Consider the following 14,721-nt stretch of genomic DNA (forward strand, 5'->3'; position numbering starts at 1 on the left):
GACGCATCTTGCGTCATAGTCGAATTGGAACGGAATGGGATCGAAAGACGCCATGGCTGCAGAAGAAGAAAAGACGCTCTCGGACGACGCGCCGCATCTCCTCGTTGTTGACGATGACACGCGTATCCGCAGCCTTCTCTCGCAATATCTGACCAATAGCGGATTCCGTGTCACCATGGCTGGAAGTGCTGCCGAAGCGCGCCGCAAGCTGGAAGGCATCGACTTCGACCTTTTGATCCTCGACGTCATGATGCCGGGCGAAACCGGCGTTTCGCTGACGCGTTCGCTGCGCGAGCAAAAGAACGTCCCCATCCTGATGCTCACGGCCCTGTCGGAAACCGACAGCCGCATTGACGGTCTGTCTGCCGGTGCAGACGATTATCTGCCCAAGCCGTTCGATCCCCGCGAGCTGACGCTGCGCATCAATAACATTCTGCGTCGCGGCGCGCCGCCTGCACAACCAAAGATCGAGCAGATCGTCTTCGGTCCCTATACATTCTTCATCCCGCGCCGCGAGCTGAAGAAAGGCACTGAAACGATCAAGCTGACCGACCGTGAACAGGACATCATGGCGATCTTCGCCGAGCGTGCCGGTGAAACCATCCCCCGCCATGAGCTGACCGGTCAGGACGGCGATGTCGGCGAACGCACGATCGACGTCCAGATCAATCGCCTGCGCCGCAAGATCGAGCAGGACCCGGCCAATCCGGTCTGGCTCCAGACCGTGCGCGGTATCGGCTACAAGCTCAGCATCGAATAGCAACCATCGGCAATCAGGAATATCGCGATCAGAAAATGGTGTTTTCCCAAAACGCAGGGCGACGTGTACAAAAGCTACAGTCGCAATGTTGTTCATGGAAAGCGCAACCGTGCGGCCCTGGGGACGTTTTAACACGATGAAATCGCCCTTGAGAAAATTCTCCCGCTGGTTGGCGCGCATCATGCCGAAAGGGCTTTATGCGCGGTCGCTCATCATCATCATTGCCCCGATGGTTCTGCTCCAGTCCGTGATCGCCTATGTGTTCATGGAACGTCACTGGCAGATGGTGACTGAACGACTATCGACCGCCGTTGTGCGCGATATTGCGGGTATCATCGACATTCTTGAAACCTATCCGCAGGAACCGGGCTACGACAATCTCATCCGCATCGCGCAGCAGCGGCTGGCGCTGAACATTTCGATCCTGCCGCCCGATCCGCTGCCGCCGCCCGGGCCGAAGCCCTTTTTCGCCATCCTCGATTACTTCCTCAGTGAAGAGATTACCCGTCAGATCAATCGTCCCTTCTGGGTGGATACTGTTGGCGATTCCGATCTGATCGAAATCAGGATCAAGCTTGAGGACAAGGTGTTGCGCGTCTTTGCCCGGCGCAGTCAGGCCTATGCGTCCAATACGGGCATCTTCCTGACATGGATGGTCGGCACCGCGCTTGTTCTGCTGATTATCGCCATCGCCTTCCTGCGCAACCAGATCAAGCCGATCCAGCAGCTTGCCGAAGCGGCGGAGAGTTTCGGCAAGGGACGCCCCATGCCGGAAGGTTTTCATCCGCGCGGGGCCGAGGAAGTGCGCCGTGCAGGCATTGCCTTCGTTCAGATGCGCTCGCGCATCGAGCGCCAGATCGAGCAGCGCACTGCCATGCTTTCCGGCGTCAGCCACGATCTGCGCACCATCCTGACCCGCTTCAAGCTGCAGCTTGCACTGACTGGCCATTCGATCGACACCGAGCCGCTCAATCAGGACATCGCCGACATGCAGACCATGCTTGAAGGCTATCTCGCCTTTGCGCGCGGCGAAGGCTCCGAGGAAACGGCAAGCTACGACGTCACGAAGCTTTGCGAAAAACTGGAGCATGAGGCACGCCTGCGCGAACGCGGCTTCAAGTATCATATCGAAGGCGACAGCGAGATTCATGTGCGTCCGAACGCCTTCTCGCGTCTGGTCAGCAATCTCGTGTCGAATGCCTTCCGTCACGCACAGAATGTCGAGCTTTCGATTTCGCATGAGGATGGCTGGCTGAAGGTCGTCGTGGACGATGACGGGCCCGGCATTCCGGAAGACCGTCGCGAAGATGTCTTCAAGCCTTTCGTCCGGCTGGATGAAGCACGTACGCAGGATTCAGGCGGCACCGGCGGGCTGGGGCTTGCCATTGCACGCGATATTGCACGCAGCCACGGTGGCGACATTACGCTGGAAGACGCCCCGACGGGCGGGCTGCGCGCCACCATTCATATTCCGGCGTGAAGCATTCTGATGCTCGTCTAAGTGAAATGCACTTCGAGACGGTTCCTTCGCAAGCTCAGGGGCCTCATCAGGATGAGGGGGAGCGCGGTTGCTCAACGGGAAATCATGATACCCTTAGTAAAGCTTGCCACCGTTTGGCACCGGCTTGTCTATTCCCGCGAGAACCACTTCGCCGTCTTCATCCGGCATTCCAAGCGTCAGCACTTCCGACATAAAGGGGCCGATCTGGCGTGGCGGGAAATTCACCACGGCCATGATCTGTTTGCCGATGAGTTGCTCCGGCGTGTAGTGCTTGGTGATCTGGGCTGACGATTTCTTGATGCCGATCTTTTCACCGAAATCGATCTTCAGCTTGAAGGCTGGCTTGCGCGCTTCGGGAAATGGCACGGCTTCCACGATGGTTCCGCTGCGGATATCGACCTTTTCGAAATCTGCCCAGGTGATGGTGGTTGCTTCGCTCATTTTCTCACTCCCCGGCCCTCATTCCCGGCCTCGCAGAAAACCCGGCGCGAGCGCCGGGCCAAAATTCAGATAATATTCACGCTCACGCGCGACCGACGGTCTCGAACACGACGCTTTCCAGCGCCTCGCGTGCCGTGACGCCCGACCAGACTACAAACTGGAACGCCTGGAAATAGGCTTCGCACGCTTCCAGCGCAGCCGACAGCAGCACTTCCACCTGACGGCTCGTCGGTTCCGCACCGCCCGCCAGCAGCAGCGACTGGCGATACATGATCGCACCTTCCTGCTGCCAGAGGTCGAAATGGCCCATCAAAAGCTTTTCATTGATGAGCGACAGCAGGCGCATCACTTCATTGACGCGTGGCTCGGCCACCTTGATGTCGAATGCGCAGGCCAGATGCAGTGCCTCGAAATCCTCCATCCAGGAAAACGAGATGTGATAGTCAGTCCAGTTGCCCGCAACCGAGATTGCGATTTCGTCGTCGCCAGTCCGCTCGAACGTCCAGTCGTTTGAATTCGCAACATGCTCGATCACATCCACCGGGTGCGCTTCGCGTGCGAATTCAAGCTCAAGAAGGCTCATGTCCGTTTCCTGTTCTGCGAAACACCTGCCCCCAGATGCTTCCTAATTCCCGGCGCGCAAGTCATTGCTCGCCCGTGCCGGCCACCGCGCAAGAACAGGCGCAGGAAAACAGGCACGAATTGATCGGTTGAGGAACCGGCATGCACAACGGCATGCAAGCGCCCCAATGGCACACGCACATACGCAACTGATACTGGAAAGCAGCCTGAAAGACGCGAAACCTGACACTGAGCCCCTCGCCGCCGCCTACATGACCACGTTACGAATCATGTAGTGTTTTCAGTCTATTGATGCTGAATCTGAACGCCAGCCCCTTTTGAGAAAAGAGCCATGAAAGCATGTGGAAATATAAGGGGCGCTGACCGCAGCCCTTGCCTTAAGCGACTCTAAGACAAGGGTTTTTGCCACTTGCGGCCTGTTAATAAATATTCAGGGATTATTTTTGGATTTCGCCGAAGATGAAGCTGATTTCGCCGCTTTGGCATCAGAATCAACTTCGAATTTGGCAAGACGTGCTTCGAGAGCTTCGATTCTTGCCAGCAACGCGCTGTTTTCCGCCCGAGCCTTGATCGCCATTTCACGAACGGCCTCGAAGTCTTCGCGCTGCACCACGTCGAGCGTGTTCAGCACGCGTTCTCCTTGCGAACGCAACGCCGTTTCCACTTCACGGCGCACGCCTTGCGCAGCGCCCGCCGCATCCGTCACAAGCTTGGCGAGTTCATCGAGAACCCGGTTCTGTCCGCTGGTCATGGCAATCATTCCTTATTTCCAGGTGAGACCTGTTGAAAACATAGATTTGAAATAGGGCCGTCTCAGTTCCGATGCAAGCGCAGCTATAGAAAGTGATCGGGTTCAGCGTATTTGAAGCAATAATCATGGGCTCGCGAAAATAGCCGCCCGCAGGAACCGCAGGCGAATGTACTTAAGGCTGCCTTAAGGGTAAATCAGCACCGGAAGCCCCGAAACCGCAATTTGCAACCGCGATTGCAAACGCGAACTGCAGCGAACGGGAACAGCTTGACCATAACGGGCCGGTCCAGCATGTTCCGTCACAAAACGGAGTGATTTCATGATTGAGACGTTGCTGCCCGCATCGGCGCTCGCCTTCCCAAATATCGATCCGGTGATTTTCCAGATCGGGCCGCTGGCGGTGCACTGGTATGGCCTCGGCTATGTCGTCGGCATCATGTTTGCCTGGTGGTATGGCAAAAAGCTCCTGCGCAGCCATCGCCTATGGGCCCACAACCAGCCGCCCATGGCGCCGGAAGCTCTCGATGACTTCGTGATCTGGGCAGCGCTGGGCGTGGTGCTCGGTGGACGCATCGGCTACGTACTCTTCTATAATTTCTCTTATTATATCTCCAACCCGCTTGCCATTCCGGCGGTCTGGGATGGCGGCATGTCGTTTCATGGCGGCATTCTCGGCACCACCATCGCCATGATCCTGTTTGCCCGCTCGCGCGGCATCAAGGTCTGGAGCATGTTCGACACGATTGCCGCCGGTGTGCCGGTCGGACTTGGCGTGGTGCGCGTTGCCAATTTCATCAACTCGGAACTTTGGGGCCGTGTCAGCGATGTGCCATGGGCAGTTTATTTCCCCAATGGCGGCCCGCTGCCGCGCCATCCGAGCCAGCTTTACGAGGCATTTCTCGAAGGCTTCGTCCTGTTCTTCGTTCTGTTCCTCCTCGTCTGGGTCGGGCGCAAACTGAAGAAGCCGGGCTTCGTCGCGGGTGCTTTCGTCACCGGTTACGGCCTCAGCCGCATCGTGGTCGAATTCTTCCGCGAGCCGGATGCCCAGCTCGGCTATCTCTTCGGCGGATGGCTCACCATGGGCATGGTGCTTTCGGTGCCGATGGTGCTGATCGGGCTTTGGGCCATGTGGCGCGCCAACCGTGCAGCGGCGAAAGATGCCTGAAGCAGCGCTGAAAGACCGGCTGAAACGGCTGATTGCCACGTCCGGGCCGATCAGCGTTGCCGATTATATGGCAGCCTGCCTCGGTGATCACGAGGCGGGCTACTATACGACGCGCGAACCTTTCGGGCGTGACGGCGATTTCATCACCGCGCCGGAAGTCAGTCAGATGTTCGGCGAACTGATCGGTATCTGGTGCGTCAGCGAATGGGACGCGCTGGGACGCCCGGACAGTATCGTGCTTTGCGAAATCGGCCCCGGCCGCGGCACGCTGATGAGCGACATGCTGCGCACCATCGGCAGGCTCGCCCCGCAAATGCTGGCCCATGCGCGGGTCGCCATGGTGGAAACCAGCCCGCGCCTTGTCGAAAGGCAAAGGGAAAAGCTGTCCGATACCGGAGCGAAGATCGACTGGTTCGAACGCTTTTCCGATATTTCCGCCGATACTGCCAACAGGCCGCTGATCCTCGTGACCAATGAGCTGTTCGATGCGATTCCGTTCCGGCAATTCGTCAAGGTCGATGGCCGCTTTGTCGAACGGATGATCGCGCTCGACGAAAAGAACGAGTTCCATTTCGTCAGCGGACTGGGCGGCATTGATCCGGCACTTTTACCTGCAGGCCATGCGCAAGCACCTGAAGGCGCTATCTTTGAAGCGGCTCCGGCGCGCACGGCCTTGATGCAGGAAATTGCCAGCCGTATCGCGGCCACGCGCGGTGCAGCGCTCAACATCGATTACGGCCATCTCGAAGCCGGTTTCGGCGATACGCTGCAAGCCATGCTGAAACATGCTTATGACGATGTGTTCGGCCATCCGGGCGAAGCCGATCTGACCAGCCATGTCGATTTCGATAGTCTTGACAAGACCGCACGAGCCAGCGGCTGCAAGACCGGAATGATGACGCAGGGCGAATTTCTGCTTGCAATGGGCCTTCTCGATCGCGCCGGAAAACTCGGTTCGGGCAAGGATGCAGCGTTTCAGGAAAAAATCCGGCAGGACGTCGAAAGACTGGCCGCGCCCGATCAAATGGGAACCTTGTTCAAGGTTCTGGCATTGAGTGACAGGCAGACGCGCCTCTATCCTTTCGAGGCCACGTGATGCCCTGGCCTTCAAAAAGCAGCGATTGACAAGCCAACAGACCTCCCCCACCATCCCGCCGTTTACGAAAGCCAGCAAGATGACCGATATGCCGCAACCGCTCCGCTCGCCTCTCCTTGAAAAGCCCGTCGGACAGAACGGGAAGCGGATTGCGCACGGCTTTTTCACCCGCAAGGGCGGCGTTTCCGATGGCATCTATATGGGCTTGAATGTTGGAAGCGGTTCAAACGATGTGCCGGAAAAGGTTGCCGAGAATCGCCGTCGCGTGGCGGAAAGCCTTGGCGTTGCACCCGATCATCTCATGACCGTGCATCAGGTTCATTCGCCCGATGTCCTCCATGTCACCGAACCGTTTGCCGCCCCGCGTCCGAAGGCTGACGCAATGGTGACGAATGTTCCCGGCATCGCCATCGGTGCGCTTTCCGCCGACTGCGGGCCTGTACTTTTTGCGGATCATGAAGCGGGAGTCATCGGCTCCGCCCATGCCGGATGGCGCGGCGCTTTCGGCGGTGTGCTCGAAAATACCGTTGAAGCCATGATCGGCCTCGGTGCAAAGCGCGAGAACATCGTTGCCGTTCTCGGCCCGACCATCGGACCCAAAAACTACGAAGTCGGACCGGAGTTCTACGCAGAATTTATCGGCAGGGACCCTGCCTACACCGCCTATTTCCGGCCTTCCGACAAGCCGGAACACAAGCTTTTCGATCTGTGGACCTTCATTACCGACAGGCTGACAAAGGCTGGCGTGCGGGCAGAATCCCTTCGCCAGTGCACCTATGCCGATGAGGAACAGTTCTATTCCTACCGGCGCACCACCCATCGCAACGAACCCGATTACGGGCGTCAGATTGCAGCGATAGCCATCATCAAAGAATAGGGAGAACCGCATGGCCCTTCACTTCGAGCCGGAAGAATTCGCCGCACGTCGCGACCGTCTGATCTTGAAGATGGAGGAGGAAAAGCTGGATGCGCTTTTGCTGTTCGCACAGGAGAGCATGTACTGGCTGACCGGCTATGACACGTTCGGCTTCTGCTTTTTCCAGTGTCTCGTGGTGAAAGCCGACGGGTCGATGGTGCTGATGACGCGTTCTGCAGATCTGCGGCAGGCGCGCCACACGTCGAATATCGAGAACATCGTCGTCTGGACCGACCGCGACAATGCCAATCCGGCTTCCGACCTGCGCAATATCCTGACGGAACTCGACCTTCTCGGCACCCGGATCGGGATCGAATACCAGACGCACGGCCTCACCGGTGCCAATGCCCGCAAGCTGGACGAACAGTTGCAGAGCTTTGCCAAGCTTTACGATGCATCCGGCATGGTGGATCGCCTGCGTCTTCTCAAAAGCCCTGCCGAAATCGCCTATGCCAAGCGGGCTGCCGAACTCAGCGACGACGCGCTTGATGCCGCCGTGAAACTCACCAAGGCAGGTGCCAGCGAAGCCGATATTCTGGCCGCGATGATGAGCGCCAATTTCGCGGGTGACGGCGATTATCCGGCAAACGAATATATCATCGGCTCGGGCGACGATGCCCTGCTCTGCCGCTACAAATCCGGCCGGCGCAAGCTGAACAAGAACGACCAGCTTACGCTCGAATGGTCGGGTGTCTTCCGGCATTACCATGCGCCGATGATGCGCACGCTGATCGTCGGAAAACCGACCACACATCATCTGGAACTCTATGCCGCCGCACGTGAAGCCCTCGAAGCGGTAGAAGCGGCAATGACGCCCGCCTCGACATTCGGCGACGTCTTTGACGCCCATGCGCGGACCATGGAAGCGCACGGCCTCACCCGCCACCGCCTCAATGCCTGCGGCTATTCGGTGGGCGCGCGCTTCACGCCATCGTGGATGGACCCACAAATGTTTTATGCCGGAAACCCGGAAAGCATCCAGCCGGACATGACACTTTTCGCGCATATGATCATCACGGATTCCGATACGCAGACCGCGATGACGCTGGGGCAGACTTATCTCACAACAAATGGCGCGGCGCAGCCATTATCCCGCCATTCTCTTGATATGATTGTCAAATGAGGCGCAATCGGCGATAAAACTGCCACAAGTGCATCCTGAAAAGTGCGAAGCGGTTTTCGGATGAGATGCACGTCGGGAGAGATCGATAGACTATTTCATACTGAAAATGCCCTATCGCAGAGAAACTGCGCCTTCAGGAGCATGAAGCCGAACATGAACAAGGCACGTCTTTCAACGATGTTGTTGCTGGCCGGGGTGCTTACAAGCTTGCTTGCCGCCTGCAACAGCACCGAATCCGCTCTGAACGTACAAGGCAGCAATCAGAGTTCGGGCCAGAGCTCTGGCCAAACTGCTACGCCAGCGGCGACACCGGGCACCCCGGCGACAGGAACAGCACCCGTCCAGCCCACGGGAACAACCCCGGCTGCGACCGGAACAGCGCCCGCAACGACCGCACCAGCGGCACCGCAGCGCAGTGCGGCGCTCAAGCCGGGAAAGTTGCACATTGCGCCCATCGTCGGCGCGCCTGTGAATGTGGTGACTCCCCTCACCCATCGCATGAATGATGACGCCAAGACGAAGGGCATCGAGCTTGCGGGCAACAACGACACGAGTGCCGCCTATGTCATGAAGGGTTATTTCTCCGTTCTTTCGGAAGATAACCAGACCACCGTGCTCTATGTCTGGGACGTGCTGGATGCTTCCGGCAACCGCCTTCACCGGATACAGGGGCAGGAGAAAGTTCCAGGTGCGGCCGCAGACTCATGGAGCGTCGTTCCGGCTTCCGCAATGCAGGCAATCGCCGACCGCACCATGCAGGAATATTCGACCTGGCTTGCGGCAAATCGCGCATAGAAAGTTGCTTTGGTGGCAAAAGACTGAAATCTTTTGCTGAATCATGTTTGCCCACTGTGGGAAAGCCGGAAAACCGGGCTTTTAACAGCAATTGTGTTCCCAAGGGCCTTGCAATGACGGTGACTCTTTGCAATAGGCCCCACATCCGAAAGAAAACCTTGCAAGCTGCAGTACTTGATCCCGTCAGAAAGTACGCAGCTTAAAGTTTTTAAGAGATTAAGTCCGTTACGGCGGACTGTTGCGACAGAACCAAACTGCAAACCGCGACCGCATCGGCGTCAGAGGCAAAAGAATGAAACTTTTCGCAGGCAACTCCAACCGGGTTCTTGCCGAATCCGTTGCTCAATATCTCAACATTCCACTCGGTAAGGCCAGCGTCCGTCGCTTCGCCGATCAGGAAATCTTCGTAGAGATTCAGGAAAACGTCCGCGGCGAAGACGTATTCGTTCTGCAATCGACTTCCTACCCGGCAAATGATCACCTGATGGAACTGCTCATCATGATCGATGCCTTCCGCCGTTCCTCCGCACGTCGCATCACCGCCGTCCTGCCCTATTTCGGCTATGCCCGTCAGGACCGCAAGCCCGGTCCGCGCACGCCGATCTCGGCAAAGCTTGTTTCCAACCTCATCACTGAAGCCGGTGCGAACCGCGTTCTGACGCTCGACCTTCATGCCGGTCAGATTCAGGGCTTCTTCGATATCCCGACCGACAATCTCTATGCGGTTCCGGTTATCGCGCGCGACGTGAAGGCCAACTATGCCACCGGCAACTGCATGGTCGTTTCGCCTGACGTCGGTGGCGTGGTGCGTGCCCGCTCGCTGGCCAAGCGTATCGATGCACAGCTCGCCATCGTCGACAAGCGCCGCGAACGTCCAGGTGAATCGGAAGTCATGAACGTCATCGGCGACGTTGTCGGCAAAGATTGTCTGCTGTTCGACGATATCGTCGATTCCGGCGGCACGCTCTGCAATGCAGCCGAAGCCCTGCTGGCCAAGGGTGCGAACAGCGTCACCGCCTACATTACGCATGGCGTTCTGTCCGGCGGCGCGGTTGCCCGTATCGCCGCGTCCAAGCTGAAGGAACTGGTCATCACCGATTCCATCCAGCCGACCACCGCGATCAACGATGCGCCGAATATCCGCGTGCTCTCGATTTCCGACCTGATCGGCGAAGCCATTGCGCGTACAGCAGCGGAAGAGTCCGTTTCGAGCCTGTTCGACTAAAACACCAGCCGGATTACAATTCCGAGACATGCCGCCAGCAACAGCACGAGCGGCATGTTCAGTTTGAAGACGACAAGCAATAATGCCGCCGCGCCTGCGATCAGGACGGCGGCATTGTCTATTGTGCTCCAGACCGGCAGCGGCAATGTGAAGGGACCGACAGCCTTCTCGACCACCTGCGAAAACAGGACGTGCAGCGAGAACCACAGCGCCAGATTGGCAATTACGCCGACGACCGCAGCCGTAATGCCGCCCAGCATGGCAGACAGCCAGCGTACCTGACGCAGCCGCTCGACGAATGGCGCGCCCGCCAATATCCATAGAAAGCAGGGCACGAAGGTAAACCAGAGCGCGATCAATCCACCAAAAAAGCCGCCCGGAAGCGGCGGCAGGCCCGACAGGTTCGCAGCCCCCACAAAGCCGACAAAGACCAGCACGAGGATTAGCGGCCCTGGCGTGGTTTCGGCGAGACCGAGCCCGGTCAGCATTTCCCCCGGCTTCATCCAACCGAAATGCTCGACCGCCTGCTGCGCCGTATAAGAAAGAGCGGCATAAGCGCCACCGAATGTCACCGCAGCAAGCTTCGAGAAGAAGGCTGCTTCCTGCACGAAAACATGCGCGCCGCCAAAAGCGAAAAAGAGCCCTAGCAACGGCAAAAGCCACAGCCCGCCCCAGATGAGCGTCTGCTGCGTGAACTCTCGCAGGGCACCGGGTGTCGCCTCTCCCAGAATTGTTGCTGCACTCTTCCCCTGAACGACATGTCGTAGTCCGCCCACAAGAGCTGCCAGCAGGACGACGAGCGGAAACGGCAGTTTCAGGAAGGCTATCGCAATGAATGCAGCAATCGCCACCGCATAGGAAAAACCCGAGGCCAATGTCCGTTTGGCCATGCGATAGAGTGCTTCGAAAACCACAGCCAAAACCGCAGCCTTGAGGCCGAACAACAGCCCCGCCACGACCTCGACATGGCCGAAGGCGATATAAAGCGCCGACAGTGCAAGCATGACAACTGCGCCGGGCAGCACGAACAAAAGCCCTGCCAGCAGGCCGCCACGCCAGCCTTTGACCGCCCAGCCGGAATAGGTCGCAAGCTGCATGGCTTCCGGCCCCGGCAGCAACATGCAGAAATTGAGTGCATGAATCAGCCGTTCCTGATCCATCCATTTTTTCTCATCCACGAGGATGCGTTGCAACATGGCAATCTGCGCCGCCGGTCCGCCGAAGGACAGAAGGCCGATCTTGCCAAAGGTCGTGAAAAGTTCTTTGAAATCCGGCTGCTTTACTGGCTCTGTCACGCTGTCGCCCTGAATGATCCGTTTCGCAAGCTGTCGGCGAGGATCATTACAGGTTCATGACAGTTTTCACAGGCAACAACTTATTCTATTCAGCCGCAGCGCCTTCTTCCGCCAGCTCGTCCGGCGCATTCGGGTCGCCCGGAGCGGTCTCACAGGCAAGATCGGGAAAATTGACGATGCGCATTCCCTTGAAATCATTGCGAACAACCAGAAGCCCGCGCTCCTCGAAATAGGTCAGCAGACGCCGCGCGCGGCTGAACGAGTGCGTGCCATAGGCGCGCGCCAATGCCGCGTCAGAAGGGCACGGCGCACCGGTTACCGCTGCCTGCGCCACGATCAGGAACACGCCCTGCACATCGTCGGTGAGGCTTTCTGACAGCGACAGCGCCTGCTGCCATGTCTCTCCATTGGCCACATCGCTTTCAATGCTGGCCTGCGCCACCGCCAGCCTGCGGCGGAAGGCAGGCAGTGCCAGCGGTTCGCCCGGAACACGGTGAATGCGGCAGCGCACAAGAAAGTCCTGATAGAGAACGGCAACCGAGCGGAACGAAGCTTCCGGGTCGTCCACGATCTCGCGCATGACCTTCTCAAGAAGCCCATCCCGTTCAGCTTCCACGATGCCGGGGAACAACGGCTCTTGTGCCGGCTCGGCCTCGGGCTTCGGCTTTGCCACCTGCGCCAGAATTTCCGCCGTCGATGGCGGCGGTGGTGGTGGTGGCGTCCTGCGCACAGCGGTACGGATTTCCTGCGGCGCAGGCGTGAAAATGAGATCGAGCGCATCTTCCGGCGCTTCGGGCAGCGGCATCAGTTTGGGCGACGACGAACGCGCCGATGTCTCTACCTTGCCAATCTTGATCGGCAAGGGACGGCGCGACAATGCAGGGCCAAGCGCCACGAAATGCCCGCGCTGCAAATCTCGGAACATTTCAGCTTGGCGGCGCTCCATGCCGAGAAGATCGGCAGCGCGTGCCATGTCGATATCGAGAAATGTACGTCCCATCAGGAAGTTGGAAGCTTCGGCAGCAACGTTCTTGGCAAGCTTGGCCAGTCGCTGCGTGGCGATGACACCGGCCAGTCCGCGCTTTCGTCCACGACACATGAGATTTGTCATCGCGCCCAGCGACAACTTGCGTGCTTCGTCCGACACTTCGCCTGCGGCGGCAGGTGCAAAAAGCTGCGCCTCGTCCACAACCACCAGCATCGGATACCAATAGTCGCGCTCTGCATCGAAAAGACCGCCGAGAAAAGCTGCTGCCGAGCGCATCTGCTGCTCGACATCGAGACCTTCCAGATTGAGCACCACCGAAACACGATGCTGGCGGATGCGTCCGGCAATACGGGTAAGTTCAGCTTCGGTACGGGCGGCGTCAACGACAACATGGCCGTAAAGATCGGCGAGCGTGACGAAATCGCCTTCCGGATCGACGATGCACTGCTGCACCCATTGCGCGCTCTGTTCCAGAAGACGGCGCAGAAGGTGCGACTTGCCGGAGCCGGAATTGCCCTGCACCAGCAGACGCGTGGCGAGAAGCTCCTCAAGATCAAGCATGGCCTGCTTGCCACCGCCAAGCGCCGCTGCCGAGGCAGAACCGCTTCCGGCAACAGAACCCATGTCGATACCGACCTGCATCTCGTCTCCTTGTTTCAACATTGCAGGAACAGACGACTCGTACGGTCCAGCCGCCAGTCGATCAGGCATTCGCTTAACACTTTTGCGGCTGCCATTGCCACCCGTTAATGCATGTCTCCCAAAAGTGGGAACCGGTTTTGGGATGAAGACATGCATGAAAACAAAAACTTAAAGCGTGTCATATGACGACGATAAAAGGCGACGCGCTTTAAGACAAATACCCACAGATGCCGGGCAGTAGATTTCAACCAGAAGTTTTGATAGCAATTGGATCAGGGGGCAAAAGCAGCAAGCGTCCAGCCAGCGGGCGCGTCGGGGAGGATGAGCCACTCCGACCGTGGCAAGGGCTTTGCTCTCTGTTCGGAGGTGAACTCTATGTGGCTAATACCCATTAGATTCACGCTTAGAATAAAGAAAACCCGCACTGGCTGGCAAGCCTCAGTGCGGGTACAGATCTTTATCTAAGTACGCGGTAGCTGGAGTTCGCGCTTCAGCTACCGATCCGAATATAGGCCATCGGGATCATTTTTTCAACTATCGCCCGTCGGCCTCCGCGCGAAGGCAAATCCAAAAAACTTGCGCCGCCGCACGCTATGGTCTATAGCCACCGCCATCCGCGTAGACACCCTTGGAGGCAACGCGGAATGGAGCGGTCCGGTCTTTCACCTTGTGACAGACGATACGGGCTGTTTCATGTCGTTTGTTGGAGCATGATCCCGAAAAGTGGAAACCGGTTTTCGGACAAGATCATGCGCAGATTATACAGCGAGCGACACTCCAGTAACTTTGAAAGGAAATGCCATGAGCGAGACTTACGTGCTCAAGGCCGATCTGCGTACCCGGGTTGGTAAGGGGTCCTCCCGCGAACTGCGTCGCAACGGCCAGATTCCTGCAGTCATCTATGGCGACAAGCAGGAACCCCTCGCAATCGCCGTCCCCTACAAGGAAATCTTCTACAAGATTCATGGCGGTGGTTTTAAGACCACGGTTGCCACGATCGAAGTAGACGGCAAGAAGATTCAGGTCCTCCCGAAGGACTACCAGTTGGACCCAGTCCGCGACTTCCCGCAGCATGTCGACTTCCTGCGCGTTTCCGCCAAGTCGGTCGTTCACGTGAACGTTCCTGTTCACTTCAAGAACGAAGAAGCTGCTCCGGGCATCAAGCGCGGCGGCGTTCTCAACATCGTTCGTCACGACGTTGAACTGATCGTTCCGGCCAATGCAATTCCGGAAGCACTCGAGTTCGACCTGACCGGCCTCGAAATCGGCGACTCCGTCCATATTTCGGCTATCAAGCTGCCGAAGGGCGCGACCGCTGCCATTCAGGACCGCGACTTCACCATCGCCACGATTGCTGCTCCTGCCGGCCTGAAGTCGGAAGAAGCTGCTTCGGAAGGCGCTGCAGAAGAAGAAGCCAAGGACGGCGAATAATCGCTTTCCG

General features: G+C 58.1%; 14 protein-coding genes. 9 read left to right on the plus strand and 5 right to left on the minus strand.

The window, feature by feature from the left end; translation table 11 throughout:
* The first annotated feature begins 52 nt into the window (after positions 1-52).
* Positions 53-760, plus strand: a complete 708-nt coding sequence (locus ACYSN1_RS14560) for a response regulator (RefSeq protein ID WP_461726339.1) — start codon at positions 53-55, stop codon at positions 758-760.
* Positions 761-896: 136 nt separating this feature from the next.
* Complete coding sequence (locus ACYSN1_RS14565; RefSeq protein ID WP_461726340.1) at positions 897-2,240, plus strand: ATP-binding protein; 1,344 nt, start codon at positions 897-899, stop codon at positions 2,238-2,240.
* A 114-nt stretch (positions 2,241-2,354) separates the two neighbouring features.
* Here ACYSN1_RS14565 and ACYSN1_RS14570 read toward each other — a convergent pair whose 3' ends face one another.
* From ACYSN1_RS14570 to ACYSN1_RS14580, 3 genes are all read right to left on the minus strand, one after another.
* The gene (locus ACYSN1_RS14570) at positions 2,355-2,702 is read right to left on the minus strand and encodes a tRNA-binding protein (protein WP_461726341.1); all 348 of its coding nucleotides are present in this window, start codon (positions 2,700-2,702) and stop codon (positions 2,355-2,357) included.
* 82 nt (positions 2,703-2,784) lie between these two features.
* Positions 2,785-3,285: a type III secretion system chaperone family protein gene (locus ACYSN1_RS14575; RefSeq protein WP_461726342.1), complete on the minus strand. Its 501-nt coding sequence runs from the start codon at positions 3,283-3,285 to the stop codon at positions 2,785-2,787.
* 429 nt (positions 3,286-3,714) lie between these two features.
* Complete coding sequence (locus ACYSN1_RS14580) at positions 3,715-4,035, minus strand: accessory factor UbiK family protein (RefSeq protein ID WP_461726343.1); 321 nt, start codon at positions 4,033-4,035, stop codon at positions 3,715-3,717.
* A gap of 319 nt (positions 4,036-4,354) precedes the next feature.
* Here ACYSN1_RS14580 and lgt point away from each other — a divergent pair, with 319 nt between their 5' ends.
* The 6 genes from lgt to ACYSN1_RS14610 all read left to right on the plus strand — a co-directional run bounded on the left by lgt (position 4,355) and on the right by ACYSN1_RS14610 (position 10,355).
* Positions 4,355-5,200: a prolipoprotein diacylglyceryl transferase gene (gene lgt / locus ACYSN1_RS14585; RefSeq protein WP_461726344.1), complete on the plus strand. Its 846-nt coding sequence runs from the start codon at positions 4,355-4,357 to the stop codon at positions 5,198-5,200.
* The gene (locus ACYSN1_RS14590; RefSeq protein ID WP_461726345.1) at positions 5,193-6,296 is read left to right on the plus strand and encodes a class I SAM-dependent methyltransferase; all 1,104 of its coding nucleotides are present in this window, start codon (positions 5,193-5,195) and stop codon (positions 6,294-6,296) included. The genes lgt and ACYSN1_RS14590 overlap by 8 nt, the downstream gene beginning before the upstream one ends.
* Before the next feature lie 79 nt (positions 6,297-6,375).
* Positions 6,376-7,173, plus strand: a complete 798-nt coding sequence (gene pgeF, locus ACYSN1_RS14595) for a peptidoglycan editing factor PgeF (RefSeq protein WP_461726574.1) — start codon at positions 6,376-6,378, stop codon at positions 7,171-7,173.
* A gap of 10 nt (positions 7,174-7,183) precedes the next feature.
* Positions 7,184-8,335: a M24 family metallopeptidase gene (locus ACYSN1_RS14600; RefSeq protein WP_461726346.1), complete on the plus strand. Its 1,152-nt coding sequence runs from the start codon at positions 7,184-7,186 to the stop codon at positions 8,333-8,335.
* Positions 8,336-8,476: 141 nt separating this feature from the next.
* The gene (locus ACYSN1_RS14605; RefSeq protein ID WP_461726347.1) at positions 8,477-9,130 is read left to right on the plus strand and encodes a hypothetical protein; all 654 of its coding nucleotides are present in this window, start codon (positions 8,477-8,479) and stop codon (positions 9,128-9,130) included.
* Positions 9,131-9,422: 292 nt separating this feature from the next.
* Positions 9,423-10,355: a ribose-phosphate pyrophosphokinase gene (locus tag ACYSN1_RS14610; RefSeq protein WP_140022421.1), complete on the plus strand. Its 933-nt coding sequence runs from the start codon at positions 9,423-9,425 to the stop codon at positions 10,353-10,355.
* Here the strand turns inward: ACYSN1_RS14610 and chrA are convergent.
* Both chrA and ACYSN1_RS14620 read right to left on the minus strand, forming a co-directional pair.
* Positions 10,352-11,650, minus strand: a complete 1,299-nt coding sequence (gene chrA / locus ACYSN1_RS14615) for a chromate efflux transporter (RefSeq protein WP_461726348.1) — start codon at positions 11,648-11,650, stop codon at positions 10,352-10,354. The two genes, ACYSN1_RS14610 and chrA, sit on opposite strands and share 4 nt — an antisense overlap.
* A gap of 85 nt (positions 11,651-11,735) precedes the next feature.
* Positions 11,736-13,280, minus strand: a complete 1,545-nt coding sequence (locus ACYSN1_RS14620; RefSeq protein ID WP_461726349.1) for a helicase HerA domain-containing protein — start codon at positions 13,278-13,280, stop codon at positions 11,736-11,738.
* An 801-nt stretch (positions 13,281-14,081) separates the two neighbouring features.
* On the opposite strand from ACYSN1_RS14620, the gene ACYSN1_RS14625 reads away from it, so the two are divergent.
* Positions 14,082-14,711 (plus strand): 50S ribosomal protein L25/general stress protein Ctc, encoded by a 630-nt coding sequence (locus ACYSN1_RS14625; protein WP_461726350.1) that lies wholly within the window; start codon positions 14,082-14,084, stop codon positions 14,709-14,711.
* Positions 14,712-14,721 lie beyond the last annotated feature (10 nt).

It is taken from the genome of Brucella sp. LJL56, assembly GCF_054871705.1.

Bases quoted from the DNA above. Each gene is read 5' to 3' on its own strand.
- pgeF (WP_461726574.1), top strand. From the start codon at position 6,376: ATGACCGATATGCCGCAACCGCTCCGCTCGCCTCTCCTTGAAAAGCCC.
- ACYSN1_RS14605 (WP_461726347.1), top strand. From the start codon at position 8,477: ATGAAGCCGAACATGAACAAGGCACGTCTTTCAACGATGTTGTTGCTG.
- ACYSN1_RS14610 (WP_140022421.1), top strand. From the start codon at position 9,423: ATGAAACTTTTCGCAGGCAACTCCAACCGGGTTCTTGCCGAATCCGTT.
- ACYSN1_RS14620 (WP_461726349.1), bottom strand. From the start codon at position 13,280: ATGCAGGTCGGTATCGACATGGGTTCTGTTGCCGGAAGCGGTTCTGCC.
- ACYSN1_RS14575 (WP_461726342.1), bottom strand. From the start codon at position 3,285: ATGAGCCTTCTTGAGCTTGAATTCGCACGCGAAGCGCACCCGGTGGAT.
- ACYSN1_RS14580 (WP_461726343.1), bottom strand. From the start codon at position 4,035: ATGACCAGCGGACAGAACCGGGTTCTCGATGAACTCGCCAAGCTTGTG.
- ACYSN1_RS14625 (WP_461726350.1), top strand. From the start codon at position 14,082: ATGAGCGAGACTTACGTGCTCAAGGCCGATCTGCGTACCCGGGTTGGT.
- ACYSN1_RS14600 (WP_461726346.1), top strand. From the start codon at position 7,184: ATGGCCCTTCACTTCGAGCCGGAAGAATTCGCCGCACGTCGCGACCGT.
- ACYSN1_RS14590 (WP_461726345.1), top strand. From the start codon at position 5,193: ATGCCTGAAGCAGCGCTGAAAGACCGGCTGAAACGGCTGATTGCCACG.
- lgt (WP_461726344.1), top strand. From the start codon at position 4,355: ATGATTGAGACGTTGCTGCCCGCATCGGCGCTCGCCTTCCCAAATATC.
- ACYSN1_RS14565 (WP_461726340.1), top strand. From the start codon at position 897: ATGAAATCGCCCTTGAGAAAATTCTCCCGCTGGTTGGCGCGCATCATG.
- ACYSN1_RS14560 (WP_461726339.1), top strand. From the start codon at position 53: ATGGCTGCAGAAGAAGAAAAGACGCTCTCGGACGACGCGCCGCATCTC.
- ACYSN1_RS14570 (WP_461726341.1), bottom strand. From the start codon at position 2,702: ATGAGCGAAGCAACCACCATCACCTGGGCAGATTTCGAAAAGGTCGAT.